The sequence below is a fragment of the Diaphorobacter sp. LR2014-1 genome (assembly GCF_002916785.1).
In the GTDB taxonomy this organism is placed as follows: domain Bacteria; phylum Pseudomonadota; class Gammaproteobacteria; order Burkholderiales; family Burkholderiaceae_C; genus Diaphorobacter; species Diaphorobacter nitroreducens.
Genome location: NZ_MTBE01000030.1, coordinates 39,078 through 58,941, shown reverse-complemented (window position 1 = coordinate 58,941; position 19,864 = coordinate 39,078). Strand labels below are relative to the sequence as shown.

The following is a 19,864-nucleotide window of genomic DNA, read 5'->3' as shown; positions in this document are numbered from 1 at the left end:
GGGAGTGTCAGGATTTCTGTGTGTGAGGCTGTTGAATCCGTCACTCAATCGTGAGGCGGCTTGGTGATCTTACTGGCCCGATCTGGTAAATCGGTCCTCGTAGAGGATCGCAAATTGGTTCATCGCTGATTTCCAGTGGTTGGCCGCCCGCCCCCAGTCCGCGGTGATGTTGCGCAGCGCCAGCCAGATCAGCTTGGTGGCCGCCTCGTCGCTGGGGAAGTGGCCGCGCGTTTTGATGATCTTGCGCAGCCGTGCGTTCACGCTCTCGATGGCGTTGGTGGTGTAGATCACGCGCCGCACCTCGGGCGGGAAGGCGAAGAACGGGATGACCTTGTCCCAGGCCCGGCGCCAGGCGCTGACCACGGTCGGGAACCGCTGCCCCCAGGGGCCGGCCGCAAACGCATCCAACTCGGCCTCGGCCGCCTCGGCGCTCACCGCGGTGTAGATGGGTTTGATGGCTGCGGCCAGCGCCTTGCGGTCTTTCCATGACGCAAAGTCCAGGCCACCCCGGATCAGGTGCACGATGCAGGTCTGCAGCGTCGTCGCCGGGAACACTGCGCCCAGCGCCTCTGGCATGCCCTTGAGGCCGTCGGTGACGGCAATCAGGATGTCCTGCACCCCGCGCGTCTTCAGATCGTTGAAGACCTTCATCCAGAACTTCGCCCCCTCGGTGTTCTCGATCCAGATTCCCAGGATGTCGCGCGAGCCGTCAGGCAGTACGCCCAGCGCCAGGTAGACGGCCTTGGAGCGCACCACCGCATCCTCGCGAATCTTGACCCGCAGCGCATCGAAGAACACCACCGGGTACATCGCCTCCAGCGGCCGTGTCTGCCAGGCCGTGACCTCGCCCATCACCTCATCGGTGACACGGCTGATGAGCTCGGGCGAGACGTCCACCGAGTACATCTCAGCCAGGAAACCCTGGATCTCGCGCACCGTCATGCCGCGTGCGTACATGGCGATGATCTTGTCGTCGAAACCCGTAAAGCGCCGCTCGTGCTTGCCAATGAGCTGCGGCTCGAAGCTGCCTTCGCGATCGCGTGGGACATCGATGCGCAGCGCCCCCACATCGGTCAGTACGGTCTTGGTGCTCTTGCCGTTGCGGTGGTTGGCTGATCCGCCTGTGGGCTTGGCTTGGCCGGGCGCATAGCCTAGGTGATGACTCATCTCGGCGCCCAGCGCCCGCTCAAGAATTGACTTCTTGAACTGATCGAACAGCCCTTGGACTTGGCCCGGCGTCATGGGCCCGGTCACCAACTGGTCAAGCAGCTCGGCCGGGATGTGAAATTGCGGCTGTGCCGCCTGGTCCGCCAAAGCGGTGGGTTTGGTCTTGCGTGGCATTCATGCTCCTTGTCGACATGCTATGCCTCACACACAAAATTTCTGACAAGCTCGGCGAATTTGCTTGGCTTTCTTGGCATGCTCCCCTCCTGTTCCTCTCACCCCTCTGACGCTCCCGTGCTGCAAGTGCGGCAGGTGCGCCTGCGCCGCGGTGTCACGCAGGTCTTTGACGGGCTTGATCTCACGCTGGCCGAGCCGCGCATTGGACTGATCGGCCACAACGGCGCAGGCAAGACCAGCCTGCTGCGGCTGTTGTGCGCGCTGGAGGTGCCCGACGACGGCCAGGTGCTGTCGCACGGGCAGGATTTGCAGGCACTGCCGCAAGGGCAATTGCGGGCCCAACGCGTGGGCATGATGTTCCAGAACCCCGACGATCAAATCATCTTTCCCACGGTGGAAGAGGAGCTCGCCCTGGGCCTGCAACCGCAGGGCCTGTCCCGGCGTGATGCGCTGGCGCGCGCCCGCGCCTTCCTGGCCGAACGGGGCCTTGCCGACTGGGCCGCGCGCGCGGTCGGGGCGTTGAGCCAGGGCCAGCGCCAGCACGTTTGTTGGCTTGCATTGCTGCTCGCCGGGCCGCGAACGCTGTTGCTGGACGAACCCTTCGCCAGCCTGGACCTGCCGGGGCAGGCACGGCTGGCCGATGACATTGCCGCCTGCGGGCGGCAGGTGGTGGTGTCCACCCATGTGCTGGAGCATGTGCGCGACTACCCGCGCGTGGTCTGGCTGCATGAAGGCCGGGTGCAGGCGGACGGCCGCGGCCACGATGTGTGCGCGGCGTATGAAGCCGCCGTTGCCCAACAGGTGGCGCGGGCCCGCGCCGCGGCGGGCATGCCACATGCCCATATGCGCGCCGCGGCCTGAGCGAAGGATGCACCGCCATGGGTAGCCTCTACAGCGAACACCTCACCTGGCTGCACCGCTGGCCCGCGGGGTGCAAGCTGGCCGGCATGGCGGTGCTGGGCACGTTGCTGTTCGTGCTGTCGGCGCCGGGGGCGTTGGCGGCGGCGGGCGTGGCGTGCGCACTGTTGTGGTGGAGCCTGGGGCCGGCCACGCGCGTGGCGCGCCGGCTCATCGTGTCGGTGCTCATCGCCGCGGCGCTGGTGGCGGGCTTTCACCTGTGGATGGGACGACCCGAGGTGGCGGCGGTGAGCGCGCTGCGCCTGGCCTGCGCCTCCACACTGGGGGTGGCGCTCACCGTGAGCACGCGTCCCACGGACTTGCTGCAGGTGCTGGATGCGCTGCTGCGGCCCCTGGCGCACCTTGGCCTGCGGCCGGAGCGCGTGTCGCTGCAACTGGCGCTGATGCTGCGGTTCACCGAACATTTCTTCGTGCAGTGGAAGAAGCTGGACGAAGCCCACCGCCTGCGCACCGGCCGCGCCGGCGGCCTGCGGCTGATCGCGCCGCTCACCGTGCAGATGCTGCAGGGGGCGCAGCGTGTGGCCGATGCCCTGTACGCCCGTTTGGGCGGCTGACTATTCCTGTTTTTTCTTGTCGACCCAAGGAGTTGTATGACTGCTGCCATGTCCCGCAAAGCCTCTCACTCCATGGCGCTGGTGGCGCTGTTCGCCGCGCTCATGGCCGTGATGGGGCTCATTCCCAAGATCGACCTACCGCTGGGCGTGCCGATCACACTGCAGTCGCTGGGCGTGATGCTGGCCGGCTGCCTGCTGGGCGCGCGCCGGGGCTTTCAGTCCATGCTGCTGTTCCTGGCGGCCGTGGCGGCCGGCCTGCCGCTGCTGTCGGGCGGGCGGGGCGGCCTGGGGGTGTTCATGGCGCCGTCGGCCGGCTACCTGGTGGGTTACGCGCTGGCGGCAGGGGTGACAGGCGCGCTGATGCGCACACTGCCGCAGGGCACGCCGCTGCGCACGGCCACGAGCGCGTTCATCGCTTCCGTGCTTGGCGGGCTGGTCTTCCTGCATGCCATGGGCATTGCCGGCCTCGTGCTGCTGGCGCAGATGCCGCTGGACAAGGCCTTTCTGGCGGACCTGGTCTTCGTGCCCGGTGACCTGGTCAAGTGCGCGCTCTGCGCGGTGGTGGTGCATACCGTGGCCAAGGCGCTGCCAGACTGGCCGTTTGGTGGGCGCGAACGTTGAACACCCACCCTTGCAAGCGGCAGGCGCTGGCGCCCCTGCCGCAACTGCTGACGGGCGATGCGCTGCCTGAGCTGTTCGAGTGGGTACATGGCCCCCTGGCGCACTGGGCCCGCACGCGGCCGCACTCCCTGGCGCTGGCCAATGAAACCACCCAGTGGGACTTCGCGACGCTGCACGACCGTGTGCAGGCGCGGGCGCGCTACTGGGATGCGCAAGGCGCGCCGGCCACCGTGCTGCTGCCCGGTGATGCCGGCACGCTGGAGGGGGTGGTGGAATTCCTGGGCGTGATCGCCAGCGGGCGCTGCGCGGCGATGGGCGATCCCCAGTGGCCGGCGGGTGTGGCCCGGGCGGTTGCCGGGCGGCTGCCTCTGGGCTCCGGAGCCCCGGCAGCGGCCACGCCGCAGTCGCCTTTCTACGTGGGCTTCACCTCGGGCAGCACGGGCCTGCCCAAGGGCTTCATGCGCCACCACCGCTCCTGGGTGGAGAGCTTTCGCGTCAGCCTGCAGGACTTTGGTGTCGCGGCGGCCACGCGCGTGCTGGCGCCGGGCCGCATGTCGCATTCGCTGTTCCTGTTCGGCGCGCTGCTGGGCCTGTGGACGGGCGCTGGCGCGGTGCTGCAGGAGCGCTTTTCCGCGCCGCGCGCGCTGGACACCCTGCGCGCGGGCGGCGCGCCCTTGCTGGTGGCGGTGCCCAGCCAGCTCGTGCTGATGCTGCAGTGGACCGAGCGGCGGCAGCTGGCACCTATCGAGGGGGTGGAGCTGGTGCTGATCAGCGGCGCGCGCTGGCTGCGCGAGCGCACACCCGCGCTGCGCCGGTTGTTCCCGCGCGCACGCATCGTGGAGTTCTACGGTGCATCCGAGGCCAGCTACGTCGCCTGGATGGATGCTGAGCCGGGCGCACCGGCCCAGGCCGTGGGCCGGCCGTTCAGCAACGTGGACCTGCACATCGGCCCCGATCCCCGCAGTGCCGCGCTGCCGCAGGGCGTGCCGGGGCTGATCTGGGTGCGCAGTCCCATGCTGTTCATGGATTACGTGAACGCCGCCGACGGCACCGCCGCCCTGCGCGAGGGCGACTGGCTCTCGGTGCGCGACATGGGTTACGTGGACGACAGCGGTTTGCTGCACCTGTGCGGTCGCGAGAACCGCATGCTCGTCACCCAAGGCAAGAACCTGTTCCCCGAGGAAGTGGAGGCGCGCCTGCTGGCCCACCCACAGGTGGCGCAGGCCAGCCTGCAGGGTGTGGCCGACGGCCTGCGCGGCCTGCGTGTGCAGGCGGTGCTGCAGTGGCAGGGCGACTCGCCGCCACCCGGCGCACTGGAGCTGGCGGCCTGGTGCCGCGCGGTGTTGGAGCCTTACAAGGCGCCGCGCCACTGGTGGGTGTGGGTGGGCGACTGGCCGCAGACGCCCAGCGGCAAGACCGACCACACAGCCATCGCCCGCGCGCTGCAGGCACCGTCGCCCTCGCTGGAGCGCTGGCGGTGAACGCTATTCCCATATTGGCCTGGGCGCGCACGCCGGTGGCGCCGGTCGGCGGGCCGCTCGCGGCCTGCCAGCCGCACGATCTGGCGGCGCCGCTGGTGGCGCGCATGCTGGCGGATGCCGGGTTGCCGCCCGAGGCCGTCGATGCCGTGGTGCTGGGCAACGCCCTGGGCGCCGGGGGCAACCCCGCCCGCATGCTGGCGCTGGCGGCCGGCCTCCCCGAGGGCATTCCCGCCGTGACGCTGGACAGCCAGTGCTGCGCGGGGCTGGATGCCGTCACCCATGCCTGCGGTCTGCTGGCGCTGGGCCAGGCCGATGTCGTGATTGCCGGCGGGGCCGAGGCGTGGAGCCGCGCACCCCTGCGCATGCACCGGCCTCTGCAGGCGGAGGAGGCACCGGTGCCCTATGACCGGCCACCCTTCACGCCCTGGCCCGCGCGCGACCCCGACATGCTGCTGGCCGCGCTGGACGGCGCGCGGCGCCTGGGGCTCACGCGCCACGCGCAGGATGCGTACGCCATGGCCAGCCACGCGCGCAGCGTGGCGGCGCGTGCTGCCATGGCCCATGAAATCGTGCCGCTGCGGGGGTTGGCGCACGACGCCTACCCGCGCCTGTTGAGCGCCGCGCGTGTGGCGCGCATGCCTGCGGTGGCCAGCGGTCAATCGGTGGACGGCCAGGATTGCAGCCTCAGCACCGTCGCCGTGTCGCCCAAGGCGGACGGCGCGGCCCTGCTGCTGTTGGCCACGGCCACGGCCTGCGCGCGCTGGGGCGTGCGGCCGCGTGCGCAGTGGCGCGGCAGCGTCAGCGTGGGCGGCGCGCCCGAGTCGCCCATGCTCTGCGCCGTCGACGTGGCACGCGCCGCGCAGCAGCGCTGTGGCTGGGATTGGACGGCGCTGGAGGCGCTGGAACTGCACGACGCCTTTGCGGCGCAGGGCCTGGCGTTCTGCAATGCGCTGGGCTTGCCGCTCGGTGCCATCAACCGGGGCGGGGGCGGCCTGGCGCGCGGGCACCCCATCGGTGCATCGGGCGCCATTGCGCTGGTGCGCGTGCTGGCGCAGATGGCGCAGCGGCAGGGTGCCGACCGCACCGACCGCACGCTGCGCGGCATGGCGTGCATTGCGGGTGCGGGCGGCCTGGGTGCGGCCACCTGGGTGGAAATACCGGAGTGAGAATGACCGAACCCCTGGTGATGCCTGTGGCGCAGGACGCCTTCGAGACGCTGGCGCAGGCGCGCCATTCCGTGCGCGCCTTCCTGCCGCGGCCCGTGCCCCTCGCGCTGCTGGAGCGGTTGCTGGCTGCGGCGCGGCTGGCGCCCAGCGGGGCCAATCTGCAGCCGGGCCGCTTCTGGGCCGTGGAGGGCGCGGTGCGCGAACGCCTGAGTGCCGCGCTGTGCCAGGCGTGGCGCGACCAGGTGCCTGAGGCCGAGGACTATGGCTATTTCCCCCGCCCCATGCCGCTGGCATTGCGCAAACGCCAGGTGGCAGCCGCGCAGGCGCTGTACGGGGCGCTGGGTGTGGCGCGCGGCGACGGCGCGGGTCGGGCCACGCAGTTCGAGCGCAACTACCGCTTCTTTGATGCACCCGTGGCGCTGATCGTCACCATCGACCGCGGTTTCGGCGCAGGTGGCTTCATGGACCTGGGCATGTGCCTGCACGGACTGATGCTGGCCGCGCAGTCCCAGGGGCTGGCCAGCTGTGCCATTGGTGCGCTGGCGAGCTACCCGCAGATCGTGCGCGACGCGCTGGGCCTGCCGGCCAGCGAGGTGGTCGTCTGCGGCATGGCGCTGGGCTGGGAAGACGCGGGCGCACCCGTCAACCGCACGCGCACCGAGCGCGAGGCGCTGGAGCGCTACTTCACCGTGCTGCGCTGAGGCAATGCGGAACACGTTCCCTCGCGTGTCGTGAGCCCCACCTTTTCTGCGGCCTGCTGCGTTGCATAACGGTCGCGATGGTGATGGCGGGGCTTTGCGTGCGAGGTGCGTCCCCTCGCAGCGCAGGCAGTACCCTCGTGCCGACTTATTTGACGGCGCCGGGCCGTCGCGCGGTCTTACGACGCTGTGCCACGGCGCAGCACCAACAGGTCGATATGGGGCTGAACGCCCAGCCGCACTGCGAAGCCGGCCCACAGGCCCGCGCCCGCGCTCACGAACAGGCGCATGCCGTCCACGTCGTATTGCCCGCGCACGAAACCGTTGTTGAACGGAGCGACCAGCCAGCGGTCCATGCCGCTGATCAGCCCGCCGTGCGTGTGGCCCGAGACCTGCAGGTCCACGCCGTGCGCGGCGTTGTCGCGTGCGAGCTTGGGCTGGTGCGCCAGCAGCAGGTGGAAGTCGGCCTGCGCCGCGCGCGCCTGCCGGGCCACCGCGGCTACATCGGGGGGCACGCCCTCGGGCACGCGCGGGTCGGCATTGTGGTGAGAGGTGCGGCCGTAGACCGGGTCGCCCACGCCGGACAGAGCCAGACGCGCGCCATTCACCTGCAGCACCTGGGTCTGGTTGGCCAAGACGCCCAGGCCCAGGCGGCGAAATTCCGCCATCCAGGCGTTGTAGCCGCCGTAGTACTCATGGTTGCCGGGCGCGGCCCATACGCCGTGCGGTGCGCGCAGTTGCGCCAGTGGAGCCACGAAGGCGGCGCTGCTGCCTACGCCGCCATCCACCAGGTCACCGGGCAGCACGATCAGGTCGGGCCGCGCCGCGTGGGTGCGCTCCACCACGCTCTGCACGTAGGCGGTATGGTTGATGGGGCTCGCGTGGATATCCGCCAGCACGGCCACACGCAGGCCATCCAGGGCCTCGGGCAATTGCGGCAGGTGTACCAACTGTTCACGCACCGTGGGCGGCTGCAGGCCCTGCGCCGTGCCAAAGCCCGCCGCGCCCAGCGCCAGCGCCACGGCGGTGCCGGTCAACCGCCTGCCGCGCAGCCGCAGGTGCCATGTGTCGCCCCCGCCCATGAGCGCGGCGGCCCGCGCCGCGAGCCATGCGGCATCACGCGCCAGAAGAAAAGCAATGATCAGCACCAGCGTGCCCAACACCCAGCCGCCGGGCACCTGCAGATAGGCCAGCGTGGCGTAATCCATGGCGCCGGCCTGCAAGAGCTTGAGCAGCAGGGCCGGTGTCACGCCCAGCAGGGCGGTCAGCGCAATGGCCACCAGGCGCGCCCGGCGCGACATGCCGCGCACGGGCCCCCAGAGCCAGACCGCCAGCAGCGGAATCACCAACGCAGCAAGAGACACCATGGAAAGCCGGGGATGCAAAGAAGAAAGCGGCACCGACGTACGGGGCCGGCGTGGGGGGCGGCGCGGCGACAAGAGGGTGCGCCCCGCCGGCCGAGAACGTGCGCAGGATAACGGTCCTTTTCAATGCCTTGCAGGCGGTGGGGTACTGGGCGGTGTCCCGGCCCTAGGGCGTATCCCAAGAGACGTGGGGCGTACCCTGCGCTACGGTGGCTGTGGGATTCCCACCGGCCCGCGCGCCAGCAGGCGCCGGGGTTTCGCGCCGCAGCGGCGCACTTCTATCGTTTGCCATACCCATGAACCTTCACCAGAAACTGCTGCAGCGTGCCCGGCAAGGGCGTCCCATCCGCATTGGGCTGATCGGCGCGGGCAAGTTCGGCGCCATGTACCTGGCGCAGGTGCCGCGCATGCCGGGCGTGCACCTGGTGGGCATTGCCGATCTGTCGCCGGCCAACGCCCGCGCCAGCCTGGCGCGCGTGGGATGGGCGCCCGAGCAGTCGGAGGCCGCGTCTGCCCAGCAGGCGCTGGAGCAGGGCACGACCTGGATCACCGAGGACTGGCAGGCCCTGGTGCGCCACCCGCAGATCGAGCTGATCGTCGAATGCACGGGCAACCCGCTGGCGGCGGTGGACCACATTCTCGACGCCTTCGCCCACGGCAAGCATGTGGTGAACGTGACCGTGGAGGCCGACGCCTTCTGCGGCCCGCTGCTGGCGCGCAAGGCCCAGGCCGCGGGCGTGGTCTATTCGCTGGCCTATGGCGACCAGCCCGCCATGATCTGCGAGCTGGTGGACTGGGCCCGCACCTGCGGCTTTCCGGTGGTGGCGGCCGGGCGCGGGCACAAGTGGCTGCCGCATTTCTGCGAATCCACGCCCGAGACGGTGTGGGGCTACTACGGCCTGACGCCCGAGCAGGCGCAGCGTGGCGGCCTGAACCCCAAGATGTTCAACAGCTTCCTGGACGGGTCCAAGCCCAGCATCGAGAGCACGGCCGTCTCCAACGCCACGGGCCTGGCCGTGCCGAGCAACGGCCTGCAGTACCCGCCCGCCAGTGTGGAGGACATTCCCTACGTCACGCGCCCGGTGGGCGAGGGCGGAGTGCTAGAGAAAAAAGGCATGGTGGAAGTGATCTCGTCGCTGGAGAAGGACGGCCGCCGGATCCCCTACGACATCCGCATGGGCGTGTGGGTCACGGTGGAAGGCGAGACTGACTACATCCGCCACTGCTTCGAGGAATACAACGCCCACACCGACCCCACGGGCCGCTACTTCACGCTGTACAAGCGCTGGCACCTCATCGGGCTGGAGGTGGGCATGTCGGTGGCCAGCGTGGCGCTGCGCGGCGAGCCCACCGGCGTGCCCCAGGGCTGGAACGCCGATGTGGTGGCCACGGCCAAGCGTGACCTGCGCCCGGGCGACCTGCTGGATGGCGAGGGCGGCTACACCGTCTGGGGCAAGCTGCTGCCGGCGGCGACGTCGCGGCAGATCAAGGGCCTGCCGCTGGGCCTGGCGCACAGCGCGCGCGTGGTGCGCCCGGTGGCAAAAGGCCAGGCATTGTCCTGGGACGATGTGGCGATGGACACCACCACCCACGCCTATCGGGTGCGCCGGGAGATGGAGGCCATGTTCCCCGCCTGACCCTGGTGCGGCACGGGTGCCTGGGGGCTGGGATAATTCCCGCCCCTATGCCCCTCACGATCACCTTTCCCGAGCAACTCCCCGTCTCCAGCCGCCGCGACGAGATCATGGCGGCCATGGCCGAGCACCAGGTCATCATCGTCTGCGGCGAGACGGGCTCGGGCAAGACCACGCAGCTGCCAAAAATAGCGCTGGCCCTGGGACGCGGCAAGTGCAATGCGCCCGAGGGCACGCGCGGGCGCCTGATCGGCCACACCCAGCCGCGGCGCATTGCCGCCAGCAGCGTGGCCAAGCGCATTGCCGAGGAGCTGAACACCCCCTTGGGCGAGGTGGTGGGTTACAAGGTGCGCTTTCAGGACACGCTGCAAAAGGGCGCTTCGGTCAAGCTGATGACCGACGGCATCCTGCTGGCCGAGACGCAGACCGATCCGCTGCTCAAGGCCTACGACACGCTCATCATCGACGAGGCGCACGAGCGCAGCCTGAATATCGACTTCCTGCTGGGCTACCTCAAGCAGATCCTGCCGCAGCGGCCCGATTTGAAGGTGGTCGTGACTTCGGCCACCATCGACGCGGAGCGCTTCGCCAAGCACTTCGAGGGCAAGGCCGGTCCGGCGCCGGTCATCATGGTGTCCGGGCGCACCTATCCCGTGGAGATGCGCTACAAGCCCTTTGAAGAAAAGAAGGACTTCGACCTCAACGATGCCATTGCCGACGGCGTGGACGAGTTGTGGGCGGGCGGCAAGGGCGGAGACATCCTCGTATTCCTGCCCGGCGAGCGCGAGATCCGCGAGGCGGCGGACCACCTGCGCAAGCACCTGCAGCACTCGCCAGTGCTGAGGAACGCCGAGGTACTCCCCCTGTTCTCGCGCCTGTCGCAGGCCGAGCAGGACCGCATCTTCGACGGCCACACCGGCCGGCGCATCGTGCTGGCCACCAACGTGGCCGAGACCTCGCTCACCGTGCCGGGCATCCGTTACGTCATTGACGCAGGTACGGCGCGCGTGAAGCGCTATTCCTTCCGTAGCAAGGTGGAGCAGTTGCTGGTGGAGCCCATCAGCCAGGCGGCGGCCAACCAGCGCGCCGGGCGCTGCGGCCGCGTGGCCAACGGCATCTGCATCCGCCTGTACGACGAGGCGGACTTTCACCAGCGCGACCGCTTCACCGACCCCGAAATCCTGCGCTCGTCCCTGGCGGGCGTCATCCTGCGCATGAAGTCGCTGGGCCTGGGCGACGTGGTGAACTTCCCGTTTCTCGAGGCGCCCTCGGGCCGTGCGATCGCCGACGGCTATCAACTGCTGCAGGAGTTGGGCGCCGTGGACGAGCGCGGCAATTTGCTGCCCATGGGCCGCGAACTGTCGCGCCTGCCCTTGGACCCGCGCGTGGGCCGCATGATCCTGGAGGCCCGCACCCGCGGCGCCGTGGCCGAGGTGCTGGTCATTGCCTCGGCCCTCAGCGTGCAGGACGTGCGCGACCGGCCGCTGGAGGCGCAGCAGCAGGCCGACCAGCAGCATGCCAAGTTCGATGACGAGAAAAGCGAGTTCACCGGCTACCTGCGCCTGTGGAAGTGGCTGCAGGATGCGCGCGGCGGCAAGATCGTCGCCAAGACGCGCAAGGAGATGGCGGCCCAGACCGCCCCCGCGGCCCAAGCGCGCAACACGGCCTTCCTGCCCGTCGCACAGCGCAGCAGCGGCGCGCAAGCGGAGGCCGCAGGCGAGGAGCGCTTGGCACAGTTCCACCCCGCCGATGCGGAGGAGGCCACCCACAAGCTCAGCAACCGGCAGTGGGAGCAGTTGCTGCGCCAGAACTACATCAACATCCGCCGCGTGCGCGAGTGGCGCGACATCCATTCGCAGCTGCTCACCGTGGTGCGGGAGCACCAGTGGCAGGTGAACACCGAGCCCGCGGGCTACGAGGCCGTGCACCTGTCCATGCTGTCGGGCCTGCTGGGCAACATTGGTTACAAGGCCGAGGAGAGCGAGGCCTACCTGGGCGCGCACGGCATCAAGTTCTACCCGCACCCGGGCGCGCACCTGTCCAAGAAGCCCGGCCGCTGGATCGTCGCGGCCGAGCAGGTCGAGACCTCGCGCCTGTACGGCCGCGGTATCGCGGCGATCGAACCGCAATGGCTGGAAGAGGTGGGCGGCCATCTGCTCAAGAAGCAGCTGCTGGACCCGCATTGGTCCAAGAAACAGGCCGACGTGGTGGCGCTCGAGCGCGCCACGCTCTACGGCCTGGTGGTCTACAGCGGCCGCCGCGTGAGCTATGGCCGCGTGGATCCGTACGAGGCGCGCAACCTGTTCATTCGCCAGGCGCTGGTCGAGGGCGAGTGGGAGACGCATTGGCCGTTCCTGGGCGCCAACCTCAAGCTGGTGCGCAAGGTGCAGGAGCTGGAGCACAAGAGCCGCCGCCAGGACGTGCTGGTGGACGACGAGCTGATCTTCGCCTTCTACGACCAGCAGATTCCCAAAGACGTGTACAGCGGCGCCACGTTCGACAAGTGGTTCCGCAGTGCCGGCAAGGAGAACGCCGGCCTGCTGCTTCTCAAGCGCGACGAGCTGATGCGCCATGAGGCCGCGGGCATCACCACCGACAACTTTCCCAAGACGGTGAAGCTGGGCGGCGTGGACTGCACGGCCAGCTACCTGCACAGCCCCGGTGACGCGCGCGATGGGGTCACCGTCACGGTGCCGCTGTTCGTGCTGAACCAGGTGAGCGAGGAGCGTGCGGAATGGCTGGTGCCCGGCATGCTCAAGGACAAGATCCAGGCGCTGCTCAAGAGCCTGCCGCAGCGCCCGCGCAGCCGTTTCGTGCCTCTGCCGGAAAGTGCTGCGCGGCTGGCGTCGCTGTTCACCGAGGAAGAGCGTTGGGCCCAGGGCAGCTTGATCGACACGCTGCTCAAGCAAGTGCGCGACGAGACCTCGCTCGACGTGAAGCGCGCGGACTTCAAGCTGGACATGCTCAGCCCGCACCTGTTCATGAACTTCCGCGTAACGGATGAGCACGGCCGCCAGCTCGGCCAGGGACGCAACCTGGGCGCGCTCAAGGCGGAGTGGGGGAGCAAGGCACGTGGGGCGTTCCAGGCGCTTGCTTCATTAAAGATAGCTGGTGGCGCTCACCAGAAGCCAGATTCCGGTGGAAAACCATCTGAAACCAAGGAAAACCGGTCGCCAGCAGCTATCAAAAAAGAACCGCCTGTCGGCGCGCCCGCGGCCCGCAAGGCCGATGCCCGCTACGAGGATTGGAGCTTTGGCGAACTGCCCGAGCTGATGGAGATCGCCAAGGGCAGCCAGACGCTGATCGGTTTCCCCGCGCTCATCGACCATGGCGATGCGGTGGGCATCGAGGTGTTCGACGAACCCGAAGTCGCCGCCGCGCGCCACCGCGTGGGCCTGCGCCGGCTGTTTGCGCTGCAGATCAAGGACGCGCTCAAGTACCTGGAAAAGAACATCCCCGATCTGCAGAAGATGGCTGTGGCCTTCGTGCCGCTGGGCACGCAGGAGGAGCTGCGCGCACAAATCATCGACGTGGCCATCGACCGCGCCTTCCTCCAAGAGCCGCTGCCCAGCAACGAGGCACAGTTCAAGCAGCGCGTGCAGGACGGGCGCGGGCGCCTCACGCTGATCGCCAACGAGGTGGCGCGCATGGCGGCGGCCATCCTCATCGAATACGCCGCCACGCAGCGCAAGATCAAGGACACCAAGAACGCTCCCGAGGCCACGGCCGACGCGTCACAGCAGCTGCAGCGCCTGATGCCCAAGCAGTTCATCGCCGCCGCGCCCTGGGCGCAGCTGCAGCACTACGCGCGCTACCTCAAGGCCATCGCCACGCGCCTGGACAAGTACCGCGCCGACCCGGCACGCGATGCCGCCAAGCTCAAGGAACTGCAGCCGCTGGAGCAGCGCTATTGGCGCCTGGTGGCCGAGCGCAAGGGCCAGGTGGATGCCCGCATGCAGGAGTACCGCTGGATGCTGGAGGAACTGCGCGTGAGCTTCTTCGCGCAGGAGTTGCGCACGCCGTATCCGGTCAGCGGCAAGCGGCTGGACAAGGTCTGGTCGCAACTGGTGTCTTGAGGGGCTCTCGCGCGGGGACAGGCCGTCGGGGCAGATGTGCTGCCACCAGCCGCCGTGGGCGGGGCCGTTCATGCTTTGGCGCGCACGGCGAGCGTCCGCCAACCCGTCACCAAACCGGCCCTGGCAGCGACCCGTGTGGCCTTCCCAGGCACCGGGCTTGCGGCCGCCAGCGCTCGCCTGGGCGGAACGGCGCCTTGCCATGCAACAGCTGGCGGCGCCGATCGCCCCAGCGTCAAGACATGAGCAGCGCCTTCAGCTCCTCGGCAGATAAATCCCGCGCCGCGCCAAACCCTGCCACGTGGCGGCCCGCCGAAGGGATGATCTGCACGAACTGGAAGTCGCCCAGCGCCGTCATGGGCGCTGCCTCAGGGAAGCGCTGCAGGTAGGCGGCGCGCGCGCTGGCGGCTGCCTCGGGCGCAAGCAGTACGGCTTGCCCTTGGATGGCAACGCGCTCCAGCGCATGCACGGGCTGGGCCGCGTCCTCGGGCGCCGTGATCAGGAGAGAAACCGCGGGCGATTGCCGCAGGTTGCGGGTATGGGCGGCGAGGGCGCTGACATGCAATACCAGCACCTGGGCCGTGGAGTCGATGGCATACGGAACGAACGACACCGCTGGCGTTATGGATGGCACCGATTCCGCGCCGGGCAGGGTTTGCAGCGTTGCCAGCGCGGCCGTGCGCCGGCCCCACAGCAGTTGCCGCAGCAAGCGGTCCAGGCGGGACTCGTGGGTCATGGCGTGCTTGGGGGCGGGCAGTTGCAAGTGCCGTGCATTGTAGAAACGGGCCTGCGATGAACGCGCTGCTGCCGCGACGCCTTCGAAAAGTGTCAGAAGTGGTCGCAGCAGTGCCCCGCGGTCAGCGCAGGGCCAGGCGCTCCAGTTCCGCGCACACATCGGCCATGCGGCCGGAAATCACGAGCTTGCACGCGTCGTCGGTGTCATGGCGCAGGATCACGCGCAGGGGGGGCGAACGGGTGGAGATCGCAGGCCGCAGACCTGTGTGCTGCATGGCCGCATCCGCGGCAGGCATGGCAAAGGCGCGGTGGCGGGCCGGATTTTCTTGCGCCATGCCCGCCACGGCGGGGCTATCGGGAGGGCCGGCGTTGGGCGTCGCTCGCTGGAGTGCATCGGCGCGTCCGTGCGTGGTGCAGGCAGAGGGTGCAGCGCCGCGCGACATATGGCGTGCGGCCAGTCCCCATCGGCGCAGGCGGCGCAAGGGGCGGGAAAGGGAGGCAAAGGCAAAGAGGGCAAATCCCATGTGAAGACTCCGGCATGCCAGGGCATGAAGGTGGAACACAGGCAGGATTGCCAAGGACGTCAAGCGCGCATCCGCAGGGTTGGCATGCCGCAGCCACGGGGCATGCCCGGGCTACCGCCTGCCAGACGCCCGCCACCTGCGGCGGCGCTGCATTCAACGGACTACATGAGCATGGTGTTGCGTATCAGGCCCACGGCCAGCCCTTCGATCTCGAAAGGTTCGCCCGGCTCGACGCGGATCACCGGGTAGTCGGGGTTCTCGGGCAGCAGCTCGATGGCGCTGCCTGTGCGGCGCAGGCGCTTGACCGTGACGTCATCGCCCAGGCGCGCCACGATGATTTGCCCGTTGCGCGCCTCGCGCGTTGCCTGTACGGCGAGCAGGTCGCCGTCCATGATGCCCGCGTCGCGCATGGACATGCCGCGCACCTTGAGCAGGTAGTCGGGCTTGTGCGCAAACAGGCTGCCTTCCACCGTATAGGTCTGGTCCACATGCTCCTGGGCGAGAATGGGCGAGCCTGCCGCCACGCGGCCCACCAGCGGCAGCGTGAGCTGCGACAGGCCGGGTATCGGCAGGTTGAACTGGGCGCCGCGCGCCGCATTGATGTTGCGCACGGTTTCGCCGCGCAGGCGGATGCCGCGCGAGGTGCCGCTGACCAGTTCGATCACGCCCTTGCGGGCCAGCGCCTGCAGGTGCTCCTCGGCTGCGTTGGCGGACTTGAAACCCAACTCTGCCGCGATCTCGGCGCGGGTGGGCGGGGCGCCGGTGCGCGCGATGGCGGTCTGGATCAGGTCCAGGATCTGCTGCTGGCGGGCGGTGAGCTTGGGACTGTCGAGCATGGTGCGATCCAATGCGGTCGGTGGTTGAGTGGGTTACTGTTTTTTAATCCAGTATCTGTATTTTTGAACAGTTTTTGGAGGGATGCAAGTGGCAGCTGCAAGAAAAATCGTCGTTATGGGCACCGGCGGCACGATTGCGGGCTCTTCTGCGGTGCAAGGTGCGAACGTGGGCTACACGGCCGGGCAGATCGGCGTGGAGCAATTGCTGGCCGCGGTGCCGGGGCTGGTGCAGGCCGCGGGCGGTGCGCTGGTGGCCGAACAGGTGGTGCAGCTGGACAGCAAGGACATGGGCTTTGACGTGTGGGCGCGCCTGGCCGGTCGTTGCGCCGCACACCTGGCCGACCCGGCCGTGGCCGGCGTCGTCATCACCCACGGCACGGATACGCTGGAGGAAACCGCCTGGCTGCTGCACAACCTGCTCGATACCACCGCCAAGCCGGTGGTACTGACCTGTGCCATGCGTCCGGCCACGGCGCTCGCGCCGGACGGGCCGCAGAACCTGCTGGATGCCGTCACACTAGCGGCCGACCCCTCAGCGCGGGGGGTTCTGATGGCGGCCGCCGGCGTGGTGCACGGGGCGCGCGAGGTGAGCAAGGTGCACCCGCTGCGGCTGGACGCGTTCGACTCCGGCGATGCCGGGCCTCTGGGCTGGATGGAAGCGGGGCGCGTGCGCTGGGCCCGCGGCCTTGCGCCGCAGGTGGAACAGCCTGCGCATGGCGCGCTGGTGCCGATCCTGCCAGATGCCGCCTGGCCACGCGTGGAAATCGTCCTCAGCCACGCCGGCGCGGATGGCGCGTTGGTGGACTGGCTGGTGGAGAAGGGCGTGCACGGCATCGTGGTGGCCGCCACCGGCAATGGTACGCTGCACCATGCGCTGGAGGCCGCGCTCGCGCGTGCCGTGGCGGCCGGGGTGCAGGTGCGCGTGGCTTCGCGCTGCCCGCAGGGGCGGATGATGGACCTGACGGGCACGCCCTGGCGTGATGCGGATGGGCTGAGCCCTATGAAGGCACGGGTCAGCCTGCTGCTGGAGTTGATGCAGTCCGCTAATTCATAAGCACCGTCATGGGCCGAGGCGCTTGCCTGGGCACACAGCACAACGCCCCGCGTTGCGGGGCGTTGGCGGGCGCCGGCGGCGGGTTCGTCAGCTTGACAGTGCCGTCAGGGCGCGCTGGGTGATTTCCTCCACGCTGCCGGTGCCTTGAATGGCACGGTACTTGGGCGCGTTGGCGGGATCGGTCTTGGCCCAGCTGGAGTAATAGTCCACCAGCGGGCGGGTCTGGTCGCTGTAGACCTGCAGGCGCTTCTTGACGGTTTCTTCCTTGTCGTCCTCGCGCTGCACCAGGGGCTCGCCCGTCACGTCGTCCTTGCCTTCGACCTTGGGCGGGTTGAACTTCACGTGGTAGGTGCGGCCCGAAGCCGGGTGGGAGCGGCGGCCGCTCATGCGCTCGATGATGGCGTCGAACGGCACGTCGATCTCCAGCACATAGTCGAGCTTCACGCCCGCGGCTTTCATGGCGTCTGCCTGGGGGATGGTGCGTGGGAAGCCGTCGAACAGGAAACCCTGGGCACAGTCGGGCTCGGCGATGCGCTCCTTCACCAGGTTGATGATCAGGTCGTCGCTGACGAGCTGGCCCGCATCCATGACGGCCTTGGCCTGCAGGCCCAGGGGCGTGCCGGCCTTGACGGCGGCGCGCAGCATGTCGCCGGTGGAGATCTGGGGGATGCCGAATTTCTGGCAGATGAACGCGGCCTGCGTACCCTTTCCGGCGCCGGGAGCGCCGAGCAGAATCAGTCTCATGGATGTCCTCTAGTGTTTTGAAATCAGCGGGCACGCTTGCCGTCGGCGCGCCAGCGCGGGACAGGTGCTCTTGTTGCGAACAAGGATAGCACGCGGGCCATGCGCCAAGCTGACGGCCGCGCTAGCCGCCCAGGAGGGTGCGCACGCGCTCCAGGTCGGCTGGCGTGTCCACGCCCGCACCGGGTGCGCTGCCGGTCACGTGCACGGCGATGCGGTGGCCGTGCCAGAGGGCGCGCAGCTGCTCCAGCGCTTCCAGTTGCTCGGTCGGCGCCGCTGGCAGCTGTGGAAACCGGCGCAGAAAGCCTGCCCGGTAGCTGTAGATGCCGATGTGCCGCAGCGGTGCGAAACCCACGGGCACCCCCGGTTGGCCCGGCTGCCACCAGAGGCTGCCCGGCCCGTGGTCGCGTGCGTGGGGGATGGGGGCGCGGCTGAAGTAGTGCGCGAGGCCCTGCGCGTCCAGCACCACCTTCACCACGTTGGGGTTCGCAAAGTCCTCCGCGCTGTCGATGGCGTGCGCGGCGGTGCCCATGCTGGCATCGCCGCGCGCATGCAGCAGTGCGGCCACGGCGTCGATCAGCCGTGGGTCGATGAGGGGCTCATCACCCTGTACGTTCACCACAATGTCTTCGCCCGCCAGGCCCAGCAGCTCGCAGGCCTCGGCCAGGCGATCGCTGCCGCTGGCGTGGTCGGCGCGCGTCAGCAGAGCCTGCACCCCGTGCGCCTGGCAGGCCTGGACGATGCGCGCGTCGTCCGCCGCGACCACGCAGCGCTGGGCGCCGCTCTGGCTGGCGCGGCGGGCCACATGCACCACCATGGGCAGCCCGGCGATATCGGCCAAGGGCTTGTTGGGCAGGCGGGTGGAGGCCAGGCGCGCCGGTATCAGCACCGTGAACGGTGCGGCGCGACTCACTGTTCCAGCTCCTCGTCGCTCAAGGGGCGGGCCTCGTTTTCCAGCAGCACGGGAATGCCGTCGCGCACGGGATAGGCCAGCCGCGCGCTGCGCGAGATGAGTTCCTGGCGTTCGCGGTCGTAGGTCAGCGGGCCCTTGGTGACGGGGCAGACCAGCAGTTCAAGCAGTTTGGGATCCATGGTGTTCCTCAATGGCCGGACGATGATAGCGACGCCAGGCGGGCGTCGAGCGCGTCGAAGAAGGCCGGCGGGATCCGCACGGCCAGCGGCACGGCCAGCGCGTCCGGGTGCGCGGGCCAGAGCTTGACGGCGTCTTTTTCGGTGCAAATCAGCCGTAAGCGCTTATCTGGCGGGCGCTGCCAGCTACAAAAATCATAGTGATCGGGCAGTGCTTCCTCGCTCTCGGGCTGAATGCCCCTGGCGTGCAGCATCGCAAAAAAGTCGTGCGGCCGCGCGATCGCCGCGAGTGCGTGCGACGGTTCGCCCTGCAATTGCTCCAGCGGCAGGTGCTGCCCGCTGGCATTCACGGCATGGGCGGCGAGTTCACGTGACAGCGCGAATTGCGGCGCGACCCCACCGGGCGGGGAGCCGGCGTGGAGCACCAGGTCCACCGCGCGCGGCCAGGGCTCGCGCAGCGGGCCGGCGGGCAGCAGCCAGCCGTTGCCGGCGCCTTCGTCGTTGAAGACGCAGACTTCCAGGTCGCGCGCCAGGGCCAGGTGCTGCAGGCCGTCGTCGCAAACCAGGATGTTGGTGGCGGGGTGGGCGGCCAGCAGCGCGCGCCCTGCCTGGGCACGCCTGCGCGCCACGAAGACCGGGACGCCGCTGGCGCGGGCGATGAGCAGCGGCTCGTCGCCCACCTCGGCCGCGCTGCTGGCGGGCAGCACTTCGCGGCAGTCTGCGGTGGCGCGGCCGTATCCCCGCGAGATGACGCCCGGCCGCCAGCCGCGGGCCTGCAGGTGGCGCACCATGGCCAGGGTCACGGGCGTTTTGCCGGCGCCGCCAGCGATCACGTTGCCGACCACGATGACGGGCACGGGCAGTCGCTCGCTGCGCAGTAGACCCGTGCGATAGAGCGCGCGGCGCAGCGCCGTGAGCACGCCGTACAGCAGCGACAGCGGCCACAGCGCCAGGGCCAGCGCGCCACGGTGCTGCCAGGCGCCGCGCAGCCGCTCGGCCAGGGGGGACGGGCGGCCGGGCGCGGCCATCGGCGCA

The 19,864-nt window shown here is 69.4% G+C and carries 18 protein-coding genes; 9 read left to right on the top strand and 9 right to left on the bottom strand.

The genetic code is table 11. The features are described from left to right. Window positions 1–69: 69 nt before the first annotated feature. Entirely contained in the window at window positions 70–1,341 is a 1,272-nt protein-coding gene (locus tag BV908_RS17295; RefSeq protein WP_047350851.1) for an IS256 family transposase, read from the bottom strand. A 78-nt stretch (window positions 1,342–1,419) separates the two neighbouring features. Here BV908_RS17295 and BV908_RS17290 point away from each other — a divergent pair, with 78 nt between their 5' ends. The 6 genes from BV908_RS17290 to BV908_RS17265 are packed head-to-tail and all read left to right on the top strand — an operon-like array spanning window position 1,420 to window position 6,782. Beyond that, the gene (locus BV908_RS17290; protein WP_103738754.1) at window positions 1,420–2,202 is read left to right on the top strand and encodes an ABC transporter ATP-binding protein; all 783 of its coding nucleotides are present in this window, start codon (window positions 1,420–1,422) and stop codon (window positions 2,200–2,202) included. A gap of 17 nt (window positions 2,203–2,219) precedes the next feature. Then, a complete protein-coding gene (locus BV908_RS17285) occupies window positions 2,220–2,813 on the top strand; it encodes an energy-coupling factor transporter transmembrane protein EcfT (RefSeq protein ID WP_103738753.1) in 594 nt (197 codons plus the stop codon). Window positions 2,814–2,849: 36 nt separating this feature from the next. Beyond that, window positions 2,850–3,434 (top strand): biotin transporter BioY, encoded by a 585-nt coding sequence (locus tag BV908_RS17280; protein ID WP_103738752.1) that lies wholly within the window; start codon window positions 2,850–2,852, stop codon window positions 3,432–3,434. Then, window positions 3,431–4,915, top strand: a complete 1,485-nt coding sequence (locus BV908_RS17275) for an AMP-binding protein (protein ID WP_103738751.1) — start codon at window positions 3,431–3,433, stop codon at window positions 4,913–4,915. Before BV908_RS17280 ends, BV908_RS17275 begins: the two co-directional genes overlap by 4 nt. After that, window positions 4,912–6,081, top strand: a complete 1,170-nt coding sequence (locus BV908_RS17270; RefSeq protein ID WP_103738750.1) for a thiolase family protein — start codon at window positions 4,912–4,914, stop codon at window positions 6,079–6,081. Before BV908_RS17275 ends, BV908_RS17270 begins: the two co-directional genes overlap by 4 nt. A 2-nt stretch (window positions 6,082–6,083) precedes the next feature. Further along, window positions 6,084–6,782, top strand: a complete 699-nt coding sequence (locus BV908_RS17265; RefSeq protein WP_103738749.1) for a nitroreductase — start codon at window positions 6,084–6,086, stop codon at window positions 6,780–6,782. Between the two features lie 176 nt (window positions 6,783–6,958). Here the strand turns inward: BV908_RS17265 and BV908_RS17260 are convergent, their stop codons facing one another. Beyond that, window positions 6,959–8,146 carry a metallophosphoesterase gene (locus BV908_RS17260; RefSeq protein WP_103738748.1) on the bottom strand — a complete coding sequence of 396 codons (1,188 nt, stop codon included), beginning with the start codon at window positions 8,144–8,146 and terminating at the stop codon, window positions 6,959–6,961. Between the two features lie 293 nt (window positions 8,147–8,439). Between BV908_RS17260 and BV908_RS17255 the strand changes: the two genes are divergently transcribed. Next, the gene (locus BV908_RS17255; protein WP_011805521.1) at window positions 8,440–9,780 is read left to right on the top strand and encodes a Gfo/Idh/MocA family oxidoreductase; all 1,341 of its coding nucleotides are present in this window, start codon (window positions 8,440–8,442) and stop codon (window positions 9,778–9,780) included. A 47-nt stretch (window positions 9,781–9,827) separates the two neighbouring features. Further along, window positions 9,828–13,853, top strand: a complete 4,026-nt coding sequence (gene hrpA, locus BV908_RS17250; protein WP_103738747.1) for an ATP-dependent RNA helicase HrpA — start codon at window positions 9,828–9,830, stop codon at window positions 13,851–13,853. Between the two features lie 232 nt (window positions 13,854–14,085). On the opposite strand, the gene BV908_RS17245 is transcribed toward hrpA, so the two are convergent. The 3 genes from BV908_RS17245 to lexA all read right to left on the bottom strand — a co-directional run bounded on the left by BV908_RS17245 (window position 14,086) and on the right by lexA (window position 15,945). Next, on the bottom strand, window positions 14,086–14,586 hold the full coding sequence (locus BV908_RS17245; protein ID WP_103738757.1) for a pyridoxamine 5'-phosphate oxidase family protein: 501 nt from the start codon (window positions 14,584–14,586) through the stop codon (window positions 14,086–14,088). Between the two features lie 121 nt (window positions 14,587–14,707). Continuing rightward, window positions 14,708–15,109, bottom strand: a complete 402-nt coding sequence (locus tag BV908_RS17240; protein WP_103738746.1) for a hypothetical protein — start codon at window positions 15,107–15,109, stop codon at window positions 14,708–14,710. A gap of 161 nt (window positions 15,110–15,270) precedes the next feature. Continuing rightward, window positions 15,271–15,945 (bottom strand): transcriptional repressor LexA, encoded by a 675-nt coding sequence (gene lexA, locus BV908_RS17235; RefSeq protein WP_011805517.1) that lies wholly within the window; start codon window positions 15,943–15,945, stop codon window positions 15,271–15,273. A gap of 82 nt (window positions 15,946–16,027) precedes the next feature. Between lexA and BV908_RS17230 the strand changes: the two genes are divergently transcribed. Beyond that, window positions 16,028–16,999 carry an asparaginase gene (locus BV908_RS17230; protein ID WP_103738745.1) on the top strand — a complete coding sequence of 324 codons (972 nt, stop codon included), beginning with the start codon at window positions 16,028–16,030 and terminating at the stop codon, window positions 16,997–16,999. Window positions 17,000–17,086: 87 nt separating this feature from the next. Here the strand turns inward: BV908_RS17230 and adk are convergent, their stop codons facing one another. From adk to lpxK, 4 genes are all read right to left on the bottom strand, one after another. Next, window positions 17,087–17,743: an adenylate kinase gene (gene adk / locus BV908_RS17225; RefSeq protein WP_011805515.1), complete on the bottom strand. Its 657-nt coding sequence runs from the start codon at window positions 17,741–17,743 to the stop codon at window positions 17,087–17,089. 121 nt (window positions 17,744–17,864) lie between these two features. Further along, window positions 17,865–18,653: a 3-deoxy-manno-octulosonate cytidylyltransferase gene (gene kdsB, locus BV908_RS17220; protein WP_103738744.1), complete on the bottom strand. Its 789-nt coding sequence runs from the start codon at window positions 18,651–18,653 to the stop codon at window positions 17,865–17,867. Further along, a complete protein-coding gene (locus BV908_RS17215) occupies window positions 18,650–18,832 on the bottom strand; it encodes a Trm112 family protein (RefSeq protein WP_011805513.1) in 183 nt (60 codons plus the stop codon). Before BV908_RS17215 ends, kdsB begins: the two co-directional genes overlap by 4 nt. An 8-nt stretch (window positions 18,833–18,840) precedes the next feature. After that, a complete protein-coding gene (gene lpxK, locus BV908_RS17210; protein ID WP_103738743.1) occupies window positions 18,841–19,857 on the bottom strand; it encodes a tetraacyldisaccharide 4'-kinase in 1,017 nt (338 codons plus the stop codon). Window positions 19,858–19,864 lie beyond the last annotated feature (7 nt).